The sequence below is a fragment of the Bacillus cereus group sp. MYBK101-2 genome, from assembly GCF_051918845.1.
GTDB classification, from domain to species: domain Bacteria; phylum Bacillota; class Bacilli; order Bacillales; family Bacillaceae_G; genus Bacillus_A; species Bacillus_A paranthracis.
The window spans coordinates 217,077-233,596 of sequence record NZ_JBQAIE010000002.1; the positions used below are offsets into that span (position 1 = coordinate 217,077).

Consider the following 16,520-nt stretch of genomic DNA (forward strand, 5'->3'; position numbering starts at 1 on the left):
TGATGGTTGGTGCGAATCAGTATGGAATTGATGTGGAATGGGCTTCGGAGCTTCCAAACCGAAACGAAAGAAGTAGGCTTTGGCGACATGATCTCATCGATACAAGAGACACGTATTGTTTTTGATACGGTAAAGTGCGTTACGTTCGTAACGAATTAAGGTGGCACCACGGGAGTACCCGTCCTTTCTATAGGATGAGTACTCCCTTTTTGTGTATAAAAAATTAAATAAATGAAATCGTTTAAGTAAGAAGAGTACGTATATTGGAGACGTTACAGAGAGCCGGGAATAGGTGGGAGCCCGGTGCGGTGCTATATACGGAATGGGCTTACGAGAGGTATGCTGAACAATTATTTTCAGTAGGCAACCCGGGTTCCGCCGTTACAAGGATAAGGTATATATTTTGTACCTGAATAAAGCGGGATGCTTTTGCGTCCAACATGAGGTGGTACCACGGTAAATTTATCGTCCTCTACATATTTTCGATATGTAGAGGACTTTTTTATTTTTCAGATTGAGGTGAAAGGCATGATGACAAAAGAGGAATTTATAAAACAGAAAGAACAAAGAAAAACATTTTTAGTAATTGTTGAAGAAGAAGGAGATAGCATTACGCCAATTTCTTTATATAGACGTATGAAAGGTAAAAAGAAATTTTTATTAGAAAGTTCACAGCTTCATCAAGATAAAGGACGCTATTCTTACTTAGGTTGTAATCCATATGGTGAAGTGAAAAGTGCTGGTACGGAAGTGGAACGAACCATTTACGGCAGGTCAGAAAAGTTGCAAAGTAACGTACTACAAGTGTTAGAAGAAATAATCGCGTCCGCTCAAGTAGACAGTCCTTTTCCATTTTGCGGAGGAGCAGTTGGTTATATTGGCTATGACGTCATCCGGCAATATGAAAACATTGGAGCAGATTTATATGATCCATTGAATATTCCAGAAGTACACCTTTTACTATATCGTGAGTTTATCGTTTACGATCATTTACGCCAAAAGTTGTCGTTTGTATATGTATGCAGGGAAGATGATGCAGCAGATTATGGAGAAGTATACGAAAGGCTGCAAGTATACAAAGAGGAAGTGCTACAGGGAAAAGAAGCGGAAGTAACTGAAATAAAATCAACATTATCATTCACTTCTTCTATAACGGAAAGAGAATTTTGCGTGATGGTAGAAACGGCGAAAGAACACATCGGGGCCGGGGACATATTTCAAGTTGTATTATCTCAGCGTTTGCAAAGCGAATGTATTGGAGATCCATTCGCGTTATATCGAAAACTTCGAATTGCCAATCCATCACCATATATGTTTTATATCGATTTTCAAGATTATGTTGTACTCGGTTCTTCGCCAGAAAGTTTGTTATCAGTAAGGGAGGATAAAGTGATGACGAATCCAATTGCTGGTACGAGGCCGAGAGGGAAAACGAAGGAGGAAGATACGGAGATTGAAAAAGAACTGTTAGAAAATGAGAAAGAGCGAGCGGAGCATATGATGCTTGTAGATCTTGGGCGAAATGATATTGGTAGAGTGAGTGAAATCGGCTCAGTTACGATAGATAAATATATGAAAGTAGAAAAATATTCTCACGTTATGCACATTGTATCTGAAGTTTACGGAACATTGCGAAAACAAACGAGCGGATTTGATGCATTAGCGTACTGTTTACCAGCGGGGACGGTATCAGGTGCTCCGAAAATTAGAGCGATGGAAATTATAAATGAGCTAGAGAATGAAAAAAGAAATGTGTACGCCGGTGCAGTTGGATACGTTAGTTTTTCAGGAGATCTTGATATGGCGCTCGCCATTCGAACAATGGTTGTAAAGGATGAAAAAGCATACGTTCAGGCAGGAGCGGGTATCGTTTACGATTCAGATCCAGTAGCTGAATATGAAGAAACATTAAATAAAGCGAGAGCGCTATTGGAGGTAATGAAATGATTGTACTGATCGATAATTATGATTCATTCACATATAACTTGTATCAACTATTAGGCGAATACGAAGAAGAGATTGTTGTCGTAAGAAATGATCAAATAACGATAGAACAATTAGAAGAAATGAAGCCGAAAGGAATTGTGCTTTCACCAGGACCAGGAAAACCAGAGGAGGCTGGTATTTGTATTGAAGTAATTCGTCATTTTTATAAGAACGTTCCCATATTAGGTATTTGCCTTGGCCATCAGGCGATTATATCAGCGTTTGGAGGAGAGATTGTAAGAGCAGAGCGCATTAAACACGGAAAAACATCGCGTGTGAAACATAACGGAACGTCAATCTTTTCATATGTGACGCAGCCGCTAACAGCGATGCGCTATCATTCTCTTGTTGCAGCACAAACGAGCTTGCCACAGTGTTTTGACATATTAGCGACAGCGATGGACGATGGAGAAATAATGGCAGTTCGTCACAATTATTATCCGCTCTTCGGATTACAGTTTCATCCGGAATCAATCGCGACAGAAGAAGGCGGAAAGTTAATACGTGCCTTTTTAGGCGAAGTGAAAGAGGAGGAAAGAGTATGAATAACTATCTTCGTAAATTGGTGGAGGGACAACATTTAACAGAAGAGGAAATGTATAAAGCGGGGCTTCTTTTATTAAATGAAAACATATTGGAAAGTGAAATTGCAGCTTTCTTAGTCTTACTGAAAGCGAAAGGTGAAACGGCAGAAGAAATATACGGTCTCGTTCGAGCTCTTCGCGAAAAGGCATTACCGTTTTCGAATCATATACAAGGCGCGATGGACAATTGCGGGACAGGTGGTGACGGTGCCCAAACGTTTAATATTAGTACAACATCAGCATTTGTACTGGCAGGAGCTGACGTAAAGGTTGCAAAACATGGTAATCGTGCTGTTTCTAGTAAAACAGGAAGTGCAGATTTATTAGAAGAACTCGGTGTAAATATTAGTAGTACGCCAAACGAAATTGATTATTTATTAGAGCATGTCGGAATCGCATTTTTATTCGCACCAGTGATGCATCCAGCATTAAAGCGCATTATGAAAATAAGAAAAGAATTAAACGTTCCGACGATCTTTAACTTAATTGGACCGTTAACGAATCCGGTGAATTTAGAAACACAATTTGTCGGCATTTATAAACGAGATATGTTACTACCAGTTGCGCAAGTACTACAGAAACTAGGAAGAAAACAAGCGCTTGTCGTAAACGGAAGTGGGTTTTTAGATGAAGCATCATTGCAAGGAGAAAATCATGTTGTCATTTTAAAAGATAATGAAATAGTAGAAACGAGTATTGAACCTAAGAAATATGGATTCTCAATAGTGAAAAACGAAGAGATTAGAGGCGGGAATTCGAAAGAAAATGCAAAGATTACGCTCGGGATATTAAGCGGAGAAAAGAGTGTTTACCGTGATACTGTTTTATTCAATGCAGGGCTTGCTCTTTTCGCAAATGGAAAAGCAAAGACGATTGAAGAAGGAATAACACTCGCAGCACATAGCATTGACTCTGGAAAAGCATTAGCGAAACTAAACTTATTAATTGCAGCAAGTAACGAAAAATTAGAAAGGGTGAATTAAAGTGGGGACGATTTTAGACAAAATTGTAGATCAAAAGAAAAAGGAAGTTGCGGCATTATATGAAACATATACACCAGTAAAAGAGAAAAGAAAAACGCGCTCACTTGTAAAGGCTCTAGAGCAATTTACTGTCATTGCAGAAGTAAAGCGAGCATCACCATCAAAAGGAGATATTAATTTACATGTTGATGTACGAAAACAAGTGAAGACATATGAAGAATGTGGCGCTGGTGCAGTTTCTGTTTTAACAGACGGTCAATTTTTTAAAGGGTCATTTTATGATTTACAAACGGCAAGAGAAGAAAGTAGCATTCCGCTTTTATGTAAAGATTTCATAATCGATAAGATTCAAATTGATAGAGCGTATGAAGCTGGTGCAGATATTATTTTATTAATCGTAGCGGCGTTAACGAAAGAAAAATTAAAAGAGTTGTATAGCTACGTACTAGAAAAAGGATTAGAAGCGATTGTTGAAGTTCATGATGAACAGGAATTAGAAATTGCAATTCAATTAAATCCGCACGTTATCGGTATTAACAACCGTAATTTAAAAACATTCGAAGTCGATTTAAGTCAAACAGAAAAGCTTGGAAAACGATTAAATGAGGAGAAATTACTTTGGATTAGTGAGAGCGGGATTCATTCAAAAGAAGACATAATCCGCGTTAAACGAGCTGGGGCAAAAGGTGTACTAGTTGGGGAAGCACTTATGACAGCATCTTCTATTCATACCTTTTTTGAAGATTGTAAGGTGAATATATGAAAGTGAAAATTTGCGGCATCACTGATATGGAAACAGCAAAACGTGCTTGCGAATACGGAGCAGATGCACTCGGATTTGTTTTTGCAGAAAGTAAGCGGAAAATCACTCCAAAGAGAGCGGAAGAAATCATTCAGGAGCTTCCAGCCAACGTGTTAAAAATTGGTGTTTTCGTAAATGAATCAGTAGAAATGATCCAGAAAATTGCAGATGAGTGCGGGTTAACACATGTACAACTACATGGGGATGAAGACAATTATCAAATTAGAAGATTGAATATTCCGTCTATAAAATCACTAGGAGTAACTTCAGAGAGTGATATGAAAAACGCTCAAGGGTATGAAACGGACTATATATTATTTGATAGCCCGAAGGAAAAGTTTCATGGAGGAAATGGAAAGACATTTTCTTGGGGGTTACTTGCGCATATGCCAAAAGAATTAAGAGAGAAAACGATATTAGCTGGTGGATTAAACACTCTTAATATAGAAGAAGCAATTCGAACTGTTCGGCCATATATGGTCGATGTAAGTAGCGGCGTAGAGACAGAAGGAAAGAAAGATGTAGAGAAAATAAAACAATTTATTAAAAAAGCGAAGGAGTGTTCTAAATGAATTACGCATATCCAGATGAAAAAGGTCACTACGGTATATACGGAGGACGATACGTTCCAGAAACGTTAATGCAATCTGTATTAGAACTAGAAGAAGCATATAAAGAAGCGATGGAAGATGAAGCATTTCAAAAGGAATTAAATCATTATTTAAAAACGTATGTCGGAAGAGAAACACCGCTTTATTTCGCTGAGAATATGACGGAGTATTGCGGAGGTGCAAAGATTTATTTAAAACGTGAAGATTTGAACCATACAGGGGCTCATAAAATTAATAATACAATCGGTCAGGCACTACTTGCAGTGCGAATGGGCAAGAAAAAAGTTGTCGCTGAAACAGGAGCTGGACAACACGGAGTTGCAACAGCTACTGTATGTGCTCTACTCGGATTAGAATGCGTCATTTTTATGGGAGAAGAAGATGTAAGACGTCAAAAATTAAATGTGTTCCGAATGGAATTACTGGGAGCGAAAGTAGAAAGTGTAGCGGCAGGTAGCGGTACATTAAAAGATGCGGTAAACGAGGCACTTCGTTACTGGGTTTCACATGTGCATGATACGCACTATATTATGGGATCTGTTCTCGGACCACATCCATTCCCGCAAATTGTTCGTGATTTCCAAAGTGTAATTGGAAATGAAACGAAAAAACAATATGAGGCGTTAGAAGGAAAGTTACCAGAAGCAGTCGTTGCTTGTATTGGCGGTGGTAGTAATGCGATGGGTATGTTTTATCCGTTCGTACATGATGAAGAAGTTGCTCTTTACGGCGTAGAAGCAGCTGGAAAAGGTGTTCATACAGAAAAGCATGCAGCAACTTTAACGAAAGGAAGCGTCGGTGTCCTGCACGGATCGATGATGTATCTTCTGCAAAATGAAGAAGGGCAAATTCAAGAAGCGCACTCTATTTCAGCAGGGCTTGATTACCCGGGAGTTGGTCCAGAACATAGCTTGCTAAAAGATATTGGCCGCGTTTCTTATCATTCCATTACTGATGATGAGGCGTTAGAAGCGTTTCAGTTATTAACAAAAAAAGAAGGGATTATCCCGGCGTTAGAAAGCTCGCATGCTGTTGCATACGCATTGAAATTAGCGCCGCAAATGAAGGAAGACGAAGGACTTGTCATTTGTTTATCCGGCCGTGGTGATAAAGATGTAGAGAGTATAAAACGTTATATGGAAGAGGTGTAAAAAATGGGAGTAGAAAGAATTAAAGCAGCATTTGAAAATGGTAAGAAAGCATTTATTCCGTACGTAATGGGCGGAGATGGTGGCCTTGAAATATTAAAAGAAAGAATTCGTTTTCTAGACGAAGCGGGAGCAAGCATCGTTGAAATCGGCATCCCGTTTTCAGATCCAGTCGCAGATGGCCCAACGATTCAAAGGGCAGGGAAAAGAGCATTAGATAGCGGTGTGACAGTAAAAGGTATTTTTCAAGCATTAATAGAGGTAAGGAAAGAAGTGCAAATTCCGTTTGTACTCATGACATATTTAAATCCAGTACTTGCATTCGGGAAAGAAGGATTTATCGAGAACTGTATGGAAGCAGGGGTAGACGGTATTATCGTTCCGGATTTACCGTATGAAGAACAAGACATTATTGCTCCGTTACTTCGAAAGGCAAACATTGGGCTCATTCCACTTGTTACTGTTACGAGCCCAATTGAGCGGATCAAAAAAATTACGAGTGAATCAGAAGGATTCGTCTACGCCGTTACAGTAGCGGGCGTAACAGGCGTACGTCAAAATTTTAAAGAAGAGATTCATAGTTACTTAGAAAAAGTAAAATCACATACGCATTTACCGGTAGTGGCAGGGTTCGGTATTTCAACGAAGGAACATGTAGAAGAAATGATTACAATATGTGACGGGGTTGTCGTTGGAAGTAAAATTATTGAACTGTTAGAAAATGAAAAACGAGAAGAAATATGTGAATTCATACAGGCAACAAAACAAAAAGAAGAGGCATAAGTCTCTTCTTTTTGTTTTGTGTAATAAATGTTAAAATATACAGAAAATACATATAATTCAGAGGGTGAGAAAGCATGCTAAGACGGAAACTACTATATCTAATTCTAACTGTACCACTATACGCTTGGCTCATTAGCATGACGAAAATAGAATTGATGGCTTTATTTTTAGGATATGTATTCATCTTTTCCAACTTAAATCGCATTCAAGAACAATCTATTTTAGAAATATGTATATTTTCGATTAGTATAGAATTATTTAGTATCGTTTCGATTGTATTGTTAAATGAATTATTCCGATGGATCCACTCATTTGAATTAATGAAATTTGGGAATGTTGTATTGCAAGTCATATGTGCTTATATTGTGTTTGTTGTGTTAGACAAAATAGTCGGCCAGCAGACGGTTTTTGAGGATAATAGATAAATTGTTGTGTACTCAAAAAAGGAGCCTATGTTATTAAGATATTTTATTTTGATATGATTTTTAAAACTGAATTTGGATTTTTTATATACATAGGATTTACTATTATAGCTGCAATGCAGATTGACAATAAATTTGTTTTCCATACGTGAAAACAAATTTTGTAAGCAAAAATTCCGTTAATTTTTAAGTGATTGTTTATCATTTAAAACAATTAAATAGATAGTAGCATAAATGTATATGTAATTATTATATTCCAATTAATTACATATTGTTGTTTTGTTTGAAAAAATTACATATAATGGGTTTTTGGCAAAGCTATTATAATTAGGGAGGAATACTATGAAGAAAACTAAAGGTTTGTTTTATGCAAGTCTAGCTTTATCAATTGGTTTTACTAGTTTCATTGCTCCTACTTCTAGCTTAGCTCAAACACAAGATGCTCCAGCGATTAAAAAAACTACTGGGGAATCTAAAATTAAAGATGTTAAGAAATATGATGAAATTACAGATTTAAACGTATTATATGAGAGAGCAAAAATCAATAAACAAGATTTTAAAGACAGTCTAAAAACTTTTACTATATAGAATTAAATATTAAATTGGGAGATTGTTTTTCAACAACTTATATAGGCATAGAAAAAATTGTGATTATAGGAGGAAAACATTGAAAAAATTAATTGCTTTTTTATTAATTTTTATTCCCATTTTAGGAAGCTGCTCAAAAGAATACAGTGTTTTTTCTGGAGAAAGTCAACATTGGGCAGGAAGATATTCAGTAAACATTGATGGGAATGAAGAACATGGGAATTATGATTTTCATTATAAGAATGGTGATAAAGATACAAAATTTGAGAATTTAGAAATTAGTATTAGTAGTAAATTTGAACAGACTTCTAAAAAGGTAGAGATTCATAAGGGGGCAAATATTTTTTTATCCTCTGATTGCCAGGGATGTATGGCAACTGATAAAAATGAGAGTATAAAAGTTACCATTAAATGGAATGGTAAGAGCGAAGAAACGTTCTTGTTGAAATCAAAAAAATAAAATGTTCCAAGTACTATAGAGGGACTGAAAAAGTGATTACTTTAAAAAACAAGAATTTTTATCAAAAGTCTCTTTTTTCTTATGAAATGGGTTTTTTCGGTGCCCTCGTACTATAACGCCTAATTTTTTCATGAATAGCTGTAGTAATAAATTATTCAATTGTGTTTTTATAGGGACGTTGCAACCAACTTACAAACTCTTTTAGTCTCATATGTTTGAGATTTTTCCTAGTTTCTTGTATATATATAAGAAATATTACTTTAATGCATAACAGTACGTTTTCTATGTGTTCCTACTGGCCTCTGTATAATCCAAATACTTAATGCATTATCGCAAAAATACCTTCTTTATCTACCCATATGTACCTTTTCCTATATTCTGGTATTAACTCTTGTACACAAATCTTCCTTCCTGAAATTTTTGTACTCGGTCAACTGACCTCAATAACCCTTTTGCTGTGAGTTACTTCTTTGTCTCAAAAACTAATATATGTTCTTTTAACAGGGGATACATAATAAATAATCTCTTTCATTATAATATGTTTAATCACTCGTCTTCTTTTGTGAATCTGTTATAAAAATTTGAAAAATATTTCATCTGTTATATAATAGTTAAAAATTGTATTTTAAACGAAATGAGATGATAACATGGCCATATTGTTGGCACTTATCCCAATTATGATGATTTTCATTTGTTTATTTTTATTTAAACAAACGTCATTAAGGTCCTCGTTAATTTCTTATGCTGTGTCTGTTGGAATCGTTTTACTCTCGCCAATGTTTCAATTAGGGATAAGTGAAACTGTGCACGCAACGATTAAAGGATGGTTAATTTGTTTTATTGTCGGGTACGTTTTATTTTTCGGTATTTTTTTATTTCACCTCATGAACAAAATGGGGTACATCGACCAAGTAGCGCGTTTTTTAGAAGAAGTGACGCAAGATCGTTTATTACAAATGCTTCTTATGTGTTTTGGCATTTGCCCACTAATTGAATCAGTAAGTGGATTTGGAATCGGCTTTATGGTTGCAGCACCTATTTTTCTTTCATTAGGTTATAAACCGTTTCAAGCTGTACTGCTCTCGTTTATCGGCTTACTAGCTAGTTCATGGGGGGCAATGGCAACTGGTACGATTATCGGTTCCCAGCTTATCAATATGCCGCTTACAACACTTGGCACAAATACGGCACTATTAAGCATTCCGATGTTTGCCTATTTCGTCATTCTTTCTTTACATGTTGTTGGCGGCTGGCAGGCGGTTATTGAAAAGTGGAAGGAAGGATTCGGTTTCTTTCTATTATTTTCTCTCGGAATCTATCTTTCTAACGCATACGTAAGCGTGGAACTAGCAGGTATATTAAGTTCTATCGTTACCATTACATTTGGCTTTCTTATCATTAAATTAAAGGGCAAAAACGAACAAAATCTAATGACAGAACATGCTGCAGCAACGGAGAGAGAAGTATCTATTATAAAAATTATTAGCCCTTATATATTCTTAACCGTTTGTATTTTACTTTCTCGCCTCGTACCAGCATTGCATGATGTATTTAGATCATATGCCGTTCTCGATTTAAAATCATACTCTTATAAACTGGAGCTACTATATTCACCAGGATTTTGGCTCGGTATGACTTGTTTATTTACGATTATTTTCTTCCGTATTCCGACTCATATTATGAAACAATCACTCTCACAAACGATAAAACAATGGATTCCGTTCGCTATTACGACGACAATGTTTATCGCCATTTCAGAACTAATGGGTGCATCTGGCATGCATTCATTACTGGCAAAAACGGCTGGTGAAACATTTGGAACATTTTTCGTTTTCGTTGCTCCGTTTATTGGTGGTATCGGTGGCTTTTTAACAGGTAGTAATGCAGGCTCAAATGCGATGTTTATAAAACTACAAATGCAAACTGCGCAAAACGTAGCACTCCCGTGGCAATACGTCACAACGCTTCAAAACACCGCGTCATCAGTAGCGACAATTGCTTGCCCATCACGGATTACACTAGGTGCGTATTTATGTAACATCCCGTATCGTGAAAATGAACTATTAAAGAAGACGACGTTAATGATTTTTGGTGCGGTGTTGCTCGTAGTAGTAGAGGTGATTGTTTGGTATATGTTGAGAAATTAAAAATCCTCCTAACATAGGAGGATTTTTTTTATGATTGGATAATGTTTTAAATATGAAAAGCTTCAACTAAATGAATAGGAGATGAAATGTATGCCCCTAAAAAACTACGGCGTGTTAAAAGGTACAGTTATACAATCTAAAATCGGAAAAGGGAAAACTCCTCATTATCAAGTTCATTTACAAGGTGAAGCAGAAGTAGATTATCGCATTGCAATTAACGTAAAGTCGCAAAGTTATCCGTCAGAAGTGTTATATTTTGCGAGTGAAAATATTCGGTCAGAGGCGATTCATATTTTACCGACGTTACCATTTGGTTTTACAGAAATAAAAAATAATGAACCGAAAGTAGCTTTAGACTACGTACGAGGTAATTTATTTGATTCGAAACAAATGATTCCTTTACCTGCTGAAAAAGCAGGAGTAGACAATGATTTAAATGAAAAAATAGAGCATTATATAAAACGAGCGATAGAAGAAAAAGCAATTATTTACGCGTTTGGTGAAAGATGGGGACCAGAAGAAAATACACCCGATTCTTACTTTCATTTCGAACCAGGAAACGGAATACATGATATTCACATGAATCAAGGAAATGTAGAAAAATGGAAAGGTGATAATGGTATATGGCAAGACGGAGGCATACTCATTCACTTCGAAAAGGAAGAAGAATGGATCGGTATCTTTCTTGCCTTCCAATCACAGTCATGGTGTACCGATGAAGAGGGACATGCTCGTGTTCCGGTTGAGCATTGTGATTATAAGAGGAATAATTGAGAAGAAGAGGGCGTTCAAAACGAACGCCCTCCTCTTATTTTATAAAACCCAAAACTAACAAGTGTAGAAATACAAGAGAACAACAGTGCCACACTAGAAAATGCAATGAGATACATATTATACTTCATCATTTTTCCAATAAGCTGGTTACTATCGTAATGAAACAATCCTGCTATTATATTGAATAAAAATAACACGATAAACATGACGATAACACCGTCTATTGATCCTTTAATGTCTGGTTTGCTTAAAGCGATATGTGCAGAAATACAAATGGCGATAAATAAAAATAGCCAAAAGGAAGGATTCAATACATTATTTATTGTAAATAAACTTTTCAATAATACGAACGTCGATAAGAGCATGTTTTGAACCATTTCTACATTAATAGAAGTAGAAGTGATTGTTTTTTCGAGAGTTGTATGAAATAAGAAATATGAATTTGGTACGAAATAGCGCATTAATAGGATTAATGCAGTAATACCCGAAATAATAGGACCAATTCCAATGAAGAAGTTCCCAATTCGTTGATATACACTTTTATGATTGTATTGATGTTGTACGTAGCCTAAAGCGCCTTGACTTGTATCTGTTGGGAAGAACTGCGTTGCTACAATTTTATGACGAAATAGTACACACATAATGGCATGTCCAAGTTCGTGAATAGGAACTCCAATCCACGCCGTTAAAAGAAATCCTTTTCTTCCGAAAGCTCTCGACCAATACATTCGTGTGAGAGATTCTAAATAGCCTAATAGAAATCCAATTACAATGATAACGCCAATTAAGGAAAATAATTGAATTACGCTTGTAAGGAGTATTTGAAAAATTGAGTTTACCAATTCCATTGCCAGTCATCCAATCTGTTAAAAATATTATTTATCCGACTTTAATGGGCAGTAAGACCCCCACCTCAAAATTCAGCGAAAGCAAAGAAGTTAGGTAGGGGATCAACTGCCCATAAAAGTCCGATTGGTTCAACTAATAATCAGTGGGGGATGAAGAAAACCCCCACTGATTAAAGTTTCACTTTATTCTGTTTCATAATAGCATTATTTTTCAAGATTGCTAGCACATATATTTCTTTTGAAAGAAGGATTTCAGAATCTGTTTCTTGTAGTCATGTTTTATGTACAAAGTCATATATTGAATTTGTAACACCCTATATGGTATTTGCTTAAGGGGGGGGGATGCGAGAATGAAATGTCCGGCGTGTCATACGGAAAATACAGCAGAGGCAAAATTTTGCGGGAATTGTGGACATTCGTTAACAGAGGGTGCAGTAGCGAGTAGTTCACAGGAAGAAGGCGAGCAACAAGTACGCGTAGCACAAGCGAAGGAAACTCGTCCGAATGAAACGGTAGAGAAAGCGAAGCGATTTGCGAGTGGGTATTTTCAGTTTTTTAAACATGCTTTCAAAGCACCGACAGCGATTATGAAAAGTGGCAAGGTTGAAGTACGAAATGGAATTGTAAGTCTTGTTCTTATTTGTTTTTTAGGGGCATGTATTTTTTATAGAATGATGAGCACAGCAGCTGCTGTTACGAGAACATTTGCACCAGATATAACGACTCCTAATTTCTTTTTGGACTCTGTAACGGTCTTTTTATTTTTACTCATTTTAACTTTATTTGTCGGATTTATTATTTTTGTCAGTGGGAAGATGATGAAATCATCTTTTTCGTTTCTTGAAGTATTCGGTATATGGGGAACGATAGCGACTCCGGCAATTGCGATATTAGTTCTTTCTTTTCTGTTTAGCTTTTTATTAATCTTTTTCTTACCAATCTTATTAGGGCTGGCTACAACGTATATGTCAATTAGTATAATTGTCGCTATAGTAAAGCTAGATAACGGCGGATTAGACCTTATTTATACACTTCTTATCGCAAATGTTTTAATCGGAATTGCAACATTCATTGTACTGTGGTCTTACATTAGCACGATAATTCAAACCTTTACACAGGGATTCACTGGCTTCTAAAGAAAAGGTGGTTGAATAGATGGATGTATGTACAAAGTGTGGGACTCAATTTGAAGATTGAATCTTATAATGTTGAACTGAATAAATCAAGAGAATAGAACATATGAAAAAGGTACAGTGCGTAACTGTACCTTTTTTATGGTTATTTATCTGAACCAGGATCCCTTGAGAAAAAGATGTGAAAGAGAAATGTGACTTTACTGGATCCCCCTGATGTACTAGCTTGTATATGTGATAAAGGACCAGACGTTAGGGCTGCCTCGGAATGGGGTGGTACGACTATTTTGAGCGCATGATCTGATTCTGGTGAAGCAATAACAGTAATTGTATCATCAGAGAAGTTTATAATTTTAACAGAACCGACTGGAAAGATGGACTTGCCAGCATGTGATGCTGAAGCGAATTGGGTAGCTTTCCAAATATCTTGCGCAAATGTATCATCGTTAGATAACCAAGCACGAGCGCTATATATTGTTGCATTAATGGAAAATTCTTGGTCAAGTGAGACGGCGGGTTTCGGTTCTTTTGGTTCTTGCGGTTCATCTGGAAGCTGGGCGAGAAGGCCGGCGCACATATATTTCACCTACTTTCAATAGTTACTGTTATAGCATATTAAACATGTTGTTTAGAAGGCACGACAGTTACCTATTTAGGCATAGGTTTGTGCACTAAATTTGAAGATGAAATTCTCTTTCTTTACAATAGAAGTAGGTGTTATTTCGATAAAATATGGAAAACGTAAAGAGTATGTAAAAAAGAAGGAGTGGTAAAGTGAACTATGTCATTATTGGCGGAGATGCAGCTGGTATGAGTGCAGCGATGCAAATTGTTAGAAACGATGAAAACGCAAATGTTGTGACGTTAGAAAAAGGTGAAATTTATTCGTACGCGCAGTGTGGGTTACCATATGTCATTAGTGGTGCTATCGCTTCAACGGAAAAGTTAATCGCGCGTAATGTAAAGACGTTTCGTGATAAATACGGAATTGATGCGAAAGTACGACATGAAGTAATGAAAGTAGATACGGAAAAGAAAATGGTATACGCAGAGCATACGAAGACGAAAGATGTCTTTGAATTTTCGTATGACCGTTTATTAATTGCGACCGGAGTACGTCCTGTTATGCCAGAATGGGAAGGGCGAGATTTACAAGGCGTTCATCTTTTAAAAACAATCCCAGATGCTGAGCGCATATTAAAAACGCTAGAAACGAATAAAGTTGAAGATGTAACCATTATTGGCGGCGGTGCAATTGGGCTTGAGATGGCAGAAACATTCGTTGAACTTGGTAAAAAAGTAAGAATGATTGAGCGAAATGATCATATCGGTACAATTTATGATGCGGATATGGCGGAGTATATACATAAAGAAGCAGATAAACATCATATTGAAATTTTAACGAATGAAAATGTAAAAGCGTTTAAAGGGAATGAACGAGTAGAAGCAGTTGAAACGGATAAAGGTACGTATAAAGCGGATCTTGTTCTAGTATCTGTCGGAGTGAAGCCGAATACTGATTTTCTTGAAGGAACGAATATACGTACAAATCATAAAGGGGCAATCGAGGTAAATGCATATATGCAAACGAATGTGCAAGACGTATATGCAGCTGGTGATTGTGCGACACATTATCACGTTATAAAAGAAATTCATGATCATATTCCAATTGGAACAACTGCAAATAAACAAGGGCGACTTGCTGGACTGAACATGCTGGATAAACGAAGAGCCTTTAAAGGTACGTTAGGTACAGGTATCATTAAATTTATGGATTTAACGCTTGCAAGAACAGGTTTAAATGAAAAAGAAGCGAAAGGATTAAACATCCCGTATAAAACAGTTAAAGTAGATTCTACAAATATGGCGGGCTATTATCCAAATGCGAAACCACTTTACTTGAAATTACTATACCGTTCTGACACGAAACAATTATTAGGCGGACAAGTAATTGGAGAAGAAGGTGTAGATAAACGGATTGATGTAATCGCAATGGCACTCTTCAATAAAATGAGCATTCACGATTTAGAAGATGTGGACTTAAGTTACGCACCACCATATAACAGCGTTTGGGATCCAATTCAGCAAGCGGCAAGGAGAGCAGAATAGCACTTTTTAAGTGCTATTTTTTTCGTTACAGGGGAAACATCATTTTTGTCGAATGAAGAGGATAGTTACGTACAAGGAAGGGGATCATTAAAAATGTTTATAACACTTCAAGAATCAGGAAAAGAGATATTGCGTAATTTGTACGCACTATATCTACATGACCTCTCTAAGTTCACTCCTAATATAAAGATTGGAGCAAATGGATTTTTTGAATACGAAGATTTACATATGTTCTGGGAAAATGATGGAATCACTCCGTATTTTATTAAAAGTGATAATGAGATTGTAGGATTTTTATTACTACTGGAACGTCCGTTTTTGAAGAAGGAAAACGATTTTGGTATAAATGACATTTTCATATTGAATCAGTACAAAGGAAAAGGAATCGGTAAACAAGTTATTGAGAGTTTGCTAAAAGAGAAACGAGGACAATATTTCGTTATCGAACTTGTGAAAAATGTACCAGCCGTTTCTTTTTGGAAGAAAGTATATAGGGAACTAAACATCGAATTTAATGAGAAAATACAGTTAATCGATGAGGAAGAATGTCTCGTTCAAACGTTTAAAATATAATGAAATGGATTCTACTTGTATATTACTTTGAAATTTAACTTTATTTTGAATATACCGTTCACCCTTGAAAACATAGTACGTATCGCTTATATTGTCATATAGTATTTATTTTTTAACAAAGCAATGAACGAACCAGGGGGCACAGTATGGCAATTAACATGAAAACAATCGAAGAATGGATTGCTGAATCAAACGCAAGACAGGAAGAAGACTTTGGAAACGTTGTTGAAGAGATGAAAGAAGTATGCATTGGACTTGATAATGCGACATTAATTTATACGAAAAACGTATTTTGTTTCGGTAAGAAAGTAGAAGTATTGTTCTTCTTCCAAGACCATGTCGTGATCGGACAAGAAAAAGACGAATATGTTGAGATTGAAAAATTAAAGTATGATGCCATTACACATAGTAACTTAAAAACAAACGATAAAAATACAACGCTAGAATTAAAGTTTGCTAACGGACAAACTATCAATTTAGATAGTTTAAATGATAACTACGGTACGAAAAACTGGTTATTTGCAAGACAAATTAAAAGTATCTTTAAATTAATCTAGTAAAAAAGCAGA

General features: G+C 36.2%; 18 protein-coding genes and 2 other annotated features (1 of these 20 only partly in view). Of the genes, 16 read left to right on the top strand and 2 right to left on the bottom strand.

The window, feature by feature from the left end; translation table 11 throughout:
* Window positions 1-189: a binding site (T-box leader), on the top strand (it extends 49 nt beyond the left edge of the window).
* 42 nt (window positions 190-231) lie between these two features.
* Window positions 232-476, top strand: a binding site (T-box leader).
* Window positions 477-528: 52 nt separating this feature from the next.
* The 12 genes from trpE (at window position 529) to ACTFSI_RS06440 (ending at window position 11,288) form a co-directional block, all read left to right on the top strand.
* On the top strand, window positions 529-1,947 hold the full coding sequence (trpE, locus tag ACTFSI_RS06385; protein WP_440045292.1) for an anthranilate synthase component I: 1,419 nt from the start codon (window positions 529-531) through the stop codon (window positions 1,945-1,947).
* A complete protein-coding gene (locus ACTFSI_RS06390; protein WP_000636346.1) occupies window positions 1,944-2,531 on the top strand; it encodes an aminodeoxychorismate/anthranilate synthase component II in 588 nt (195 codons plus the stop codon). Before trpE ends, ACTFSI_RS06390 begins: the two co-directional genes overlap by 4 nt.
* On the top strand, window positions 2,528-3,553 hold the full coding sequence (trpD, locus tag ACTFSI_RS06395) for an anthranilate phosphoribosyltransferase (RefSeq protein WP_440045293.1): 1,026 nt from the start codon (window positions 2,528-2,530) through the stop codon (window positions 3,551-3,553). The genes ACTFSI_RS06390 and trpD overlap by 4 nt, the downstream gene beginning before the upstream one ends.
* 1 nt (window position 3,554) lies before the next feature.
* Window positions 3,555-4,316: an indole-3-glycerol phosphate synthase TrpC gene (gene trpC, locus ACTFSI_RS06400; protein WP_440045294.1), complete on the top strand. Its 762-nt coding sequence runs from the start codon at window positions 3,555-3,557 to the stop codon at window positions 4,314-4,316.
* The gene (gene trpF / locus ACTFSI_RS06405) at window positions 4,313-4,927 is read left to right on the top strand and encodes an N-(5'phosphoribosyl)anthranilate isomerase (protein WP_242261668.1); all 615 of its coding nucleotides are present in this window, start codon (window positions 4,313-4,315) and stop codon (window positions 4,925-4,927) included. The genes trpC and trpF overlap by 4 nt, the downstream gene beginning before the upstream one ends.
* Window positions 4,924-6,117 (top strand): tryptophan synthase subunit beta, encoded by a 1,194-nt coding sequence (gene trpB / locus ACTFSI_RS06410; protein WP_001105001.1) that lies wholly within the window; start codon window positions 4,924-4,926, stop codon window positions 6,115-6,117. Before trpF ends, trpB begins: the two co-directional genes overlap by 4 nt.
* Before the next feature lie 3 nt (window positions 6,118-6,120).
* Window positions 6,121-6,897 (top strand): tryptophan synthase subunit alpha, encoded by a 777-nt coding sequence (trpA, locus tag ACTFSI_RS06415; RefSeq protein WP_242261670.1) that lies wholly within the window; start codon window positions 6,121-6,123, stop codon window positions 6,895-6,897.
* Between the two features lie 74 nt (window positions 6,898-6,971).
* Window positions 6,972-7,322: a DUF4029 domain-containing protein gene (locus ACTFSI_RS06420; protein WP_000946133.1), complete on the top strand. Its 351-nt coding sequence runs from the start codon at window positions 6,972-6,974 to the stop codon at window positions 7,320-7,322.
* A 339-nt stretch (window positions 7,323-7,661) separates the two neighbouring features.
* Window positions 7,662-7,907 (top strand): hypothetical protein, encoded by a 246-nt coding sequence (locus ACTFSI_RS06425; RefSeq protein WP_044792744.1) that lies wholly within the window; start codon window positions 7,662-7,664, stop codon window positions 7,905-7,907.
* A 79-nt stretch (window positions 7,908-7,986) separates the two neighbouring features.
* Window positions 7,987-8,367 (top strand): hypothetical protein, encoded by a 381-nt coding sequence (locus ACTFSI_RS06430; RefSeq protein ID WP_242261672.1) that lies wholly within the window; start codon window positions 7,987-7,989, stop codon window positions 8,365-8,367.
* Window positions 8,368-9,014: 647 nt separating this feature from the next.
* On the top strand, window positions 9,015-10,514 hold the full coding sequence (locus ACTFSI_RS06435; protein ID WP_440045295.1) for an L-lactate permease: 1,500 nt from the start codon (window positions 9,015-9,017) through the stop codon (window positions 10,512-10,514).
* A gap of 90 nt (window positions 10,515-10,604) precedes the next feature.
* The gene (locus tag ACTFSI_RS06440) at window positions 10,605-11,288 is read left to right on the top strand and encodes a DUF2278 family protein (RefSeq protein ID WP_440045296.1); all 684 of its coding nucleotides are present in this window, start codon (window positions 10,605-10,607) and stop codon (window positions 11,286-11,288) included.
* A gap of 14 nt (window positions 11,289-11,302) precedes the next feature.
* Here ACTFSI_RS06440 and ACTFSI_RS06445 read toward each other — a convergent pair whose 3' ends face one another.
* Entirely contained in the window at window positions 11,303-12,136 is an 834-nt protein-coding gene (locus tag ACTFSI_RS06445) for a hypothetical protein (RefSeq protein WP_000424507.1), read from the bottom strand.
* Window positions 12,137-12,486: 350 nt separating this feature from the next.
* Here ACTFSI_RS06445 and ACTFSI_RS06450 point away from each other — a divergent pair, with 350 nt between their 5' ends.
* Entirely contained in the window at window positions 12,487-13,272 is a 786-nt protein-coding gene (locus ACTFSI_RS06450; RefSeq protein ID WP_000650073.1) for a zinc ribbon domain-containing protein, read from the top strand.
* 142 nt (window positions 13,273-13,414) lie between these two features.
* Here the strand turns inward: ACTFSI_RS06450 and ACTFSI_RS06455 are convergent, their stop codons facing one another.
* On the bottom strand, window positions 13,415-13,846 hold the full coding sequence (locus ACTFSI_RS06455) for a hypothetical protein (RefSeq protein WP_000332405.1): 432 nt from the start codon (window positions 13,844-13,846) through the stop codon (window positions 13,415-13,417).
* Between the two features lie 197 nt (window positions 13,847-14,043).
* On the opposite strand from ACTFSI_RS06455, the gene ACTFSI_RS06460 reads away from it, so the two are divergent.
* From ACTFSI_RS06460 to ACTFSI_RS06470, 3 genes are all read left to right on the top strand, one after another.
* Entirely contained in the window at window positions 14,044-15,378 is a 1,335-nt protein-coding gene (locus ACTFSI_RS06460) for a CoA-disulfide reductase (RefSeq protein ID WP_138322304.1), read from the top strand.
* A gap of 93 nt (window positions 15,379-15,471) precedes the next feature.
* Window positions 15,472-15,951: a GNAT family N-acetyltransferase gene (locus ACTFSI_RS06465; protein WP_440045348.1), complete on the top strand. Its 480-nt coding sequence runs from the start codon at window positions 15,472-15,474 to the stop codon at window positions 15,949-15,951.
* Between the two features lie 146 nt (window positions 15,952-16,097).
* The gene (locus ACTFSI_RS06470; RefSeq protein WP_000996798.1) at window positions 16,098-16,508 is read left to right on the top strand and encodes a DUF3908 family protein; all 411 of its coding nucleotides are present in this window, start codon (window positions 16,098-16,100) and stop codon (window positions 16,506-16,508) included.
* Window positions 16,509-16,520 lie beyond the last annotated feature (12 nt).

Bases quoted from the DNA above. Each gene is read 5' to 3' on its own strand.
- trpE (WP_440045292.1), top strand. From the start codon at position 529: ATGATGACAAAAGAGGAATTTATAAAACAGAAAGAACAAAGAAAAACA.
- ACTFSI_RS06420 (WP_000946133.1), top strand. From the start codon at position 6,972: ATGCTAAGACGGAAACTACTATATCTAATTCTAACTGTACCACTATAC.
- ACTFSI_RS06440 (WP_440045296.1), top strand. From the start codon at position 10,605: ATGCCCCTAAAAAACTACGGCGTGTTAAAAGGTACAGTTATACAATCT.
- ACTFSI_RS06450 (WP_000650073.1), top strand. From the start codon at position 12,487: ATGAAATGTCCGGCGTGTCATACGGAAAATACAGCAGAGGCAAAATTT.
- ACTFSI_RS06455 (WP_000332405.1), bottom strand. From the start codon at position 13,846: ATGTGCGCCGGCCTTCTCGCCCAGCTTCCAGATGAACCGCAAGAACCA.
- ACTFSI_RS06470 (WP_000996798.1), top strand. From the start codon at position 16,098: ATGGCAATTAACATGAAAACAATCGAAGAATGGATTGCTGAATCAAAC.
- ACTFSI_RS06445 (WP_000424507.1), bottom strand. From the start codon at position 12,136: ATGGAATTGGTAAACTCAATTTTTCAAATACTCCTTACAAGCGTAATT.
- ACTFSI_RS06435 (WP_440045295.1), top strand. From the start codon at position 9,015: ATGGCCATATTGTTGGCACTTATCCCAATTATGATGATTTTCATTTGT.
- trpB (WP_001105001.1), top strand. From the start codon at position 4,924: ATGAATTACGCATATCCAGATGAAAAAGGTCACTACGGTATATACGGA.
- ACTFSI_RS06465 (WP_440045348.1), top strand. From the start codon at position 15,472: ATGTTTATAACACTTCAAGAATCAGGAAAAGAGATATTGCGTAATTTG.
- ACTFSI_RS06390 (WP_000636346.1), top strand. From the start codon at position 1,944: ATGATTGTACTGATCGATAATTATGATTCATTCACATATAACTTGTAT.
- ACTFSI_RS06425 (WP_044792744.1), top strand. From the start codon at position 7,662: ATGAAGAAAACTAAAGGTTTGTTTTATGCAAGTCTAGCTTTATCAATT.
- trpF (WP_242261668.1), top strand. From the start codon at position 4,313: ATGAAAGTGAAAATTTGCGGCATCACTGATATGGAAACAGCAAAACGT.
- trpD (WP_440045293.1), top strand. From the start codon at position 2,528: ATGAATAACTATCTTCGTAAATTGGTGGAGGGACAACATTTAACAGAA.
- trpA (WP_242261670.1), top strand. From the start codon at position 6,121: ATGGGAGTAGAAAGAATTAAAGCAGCATTTGAAAATGGTAAGAAAGCA.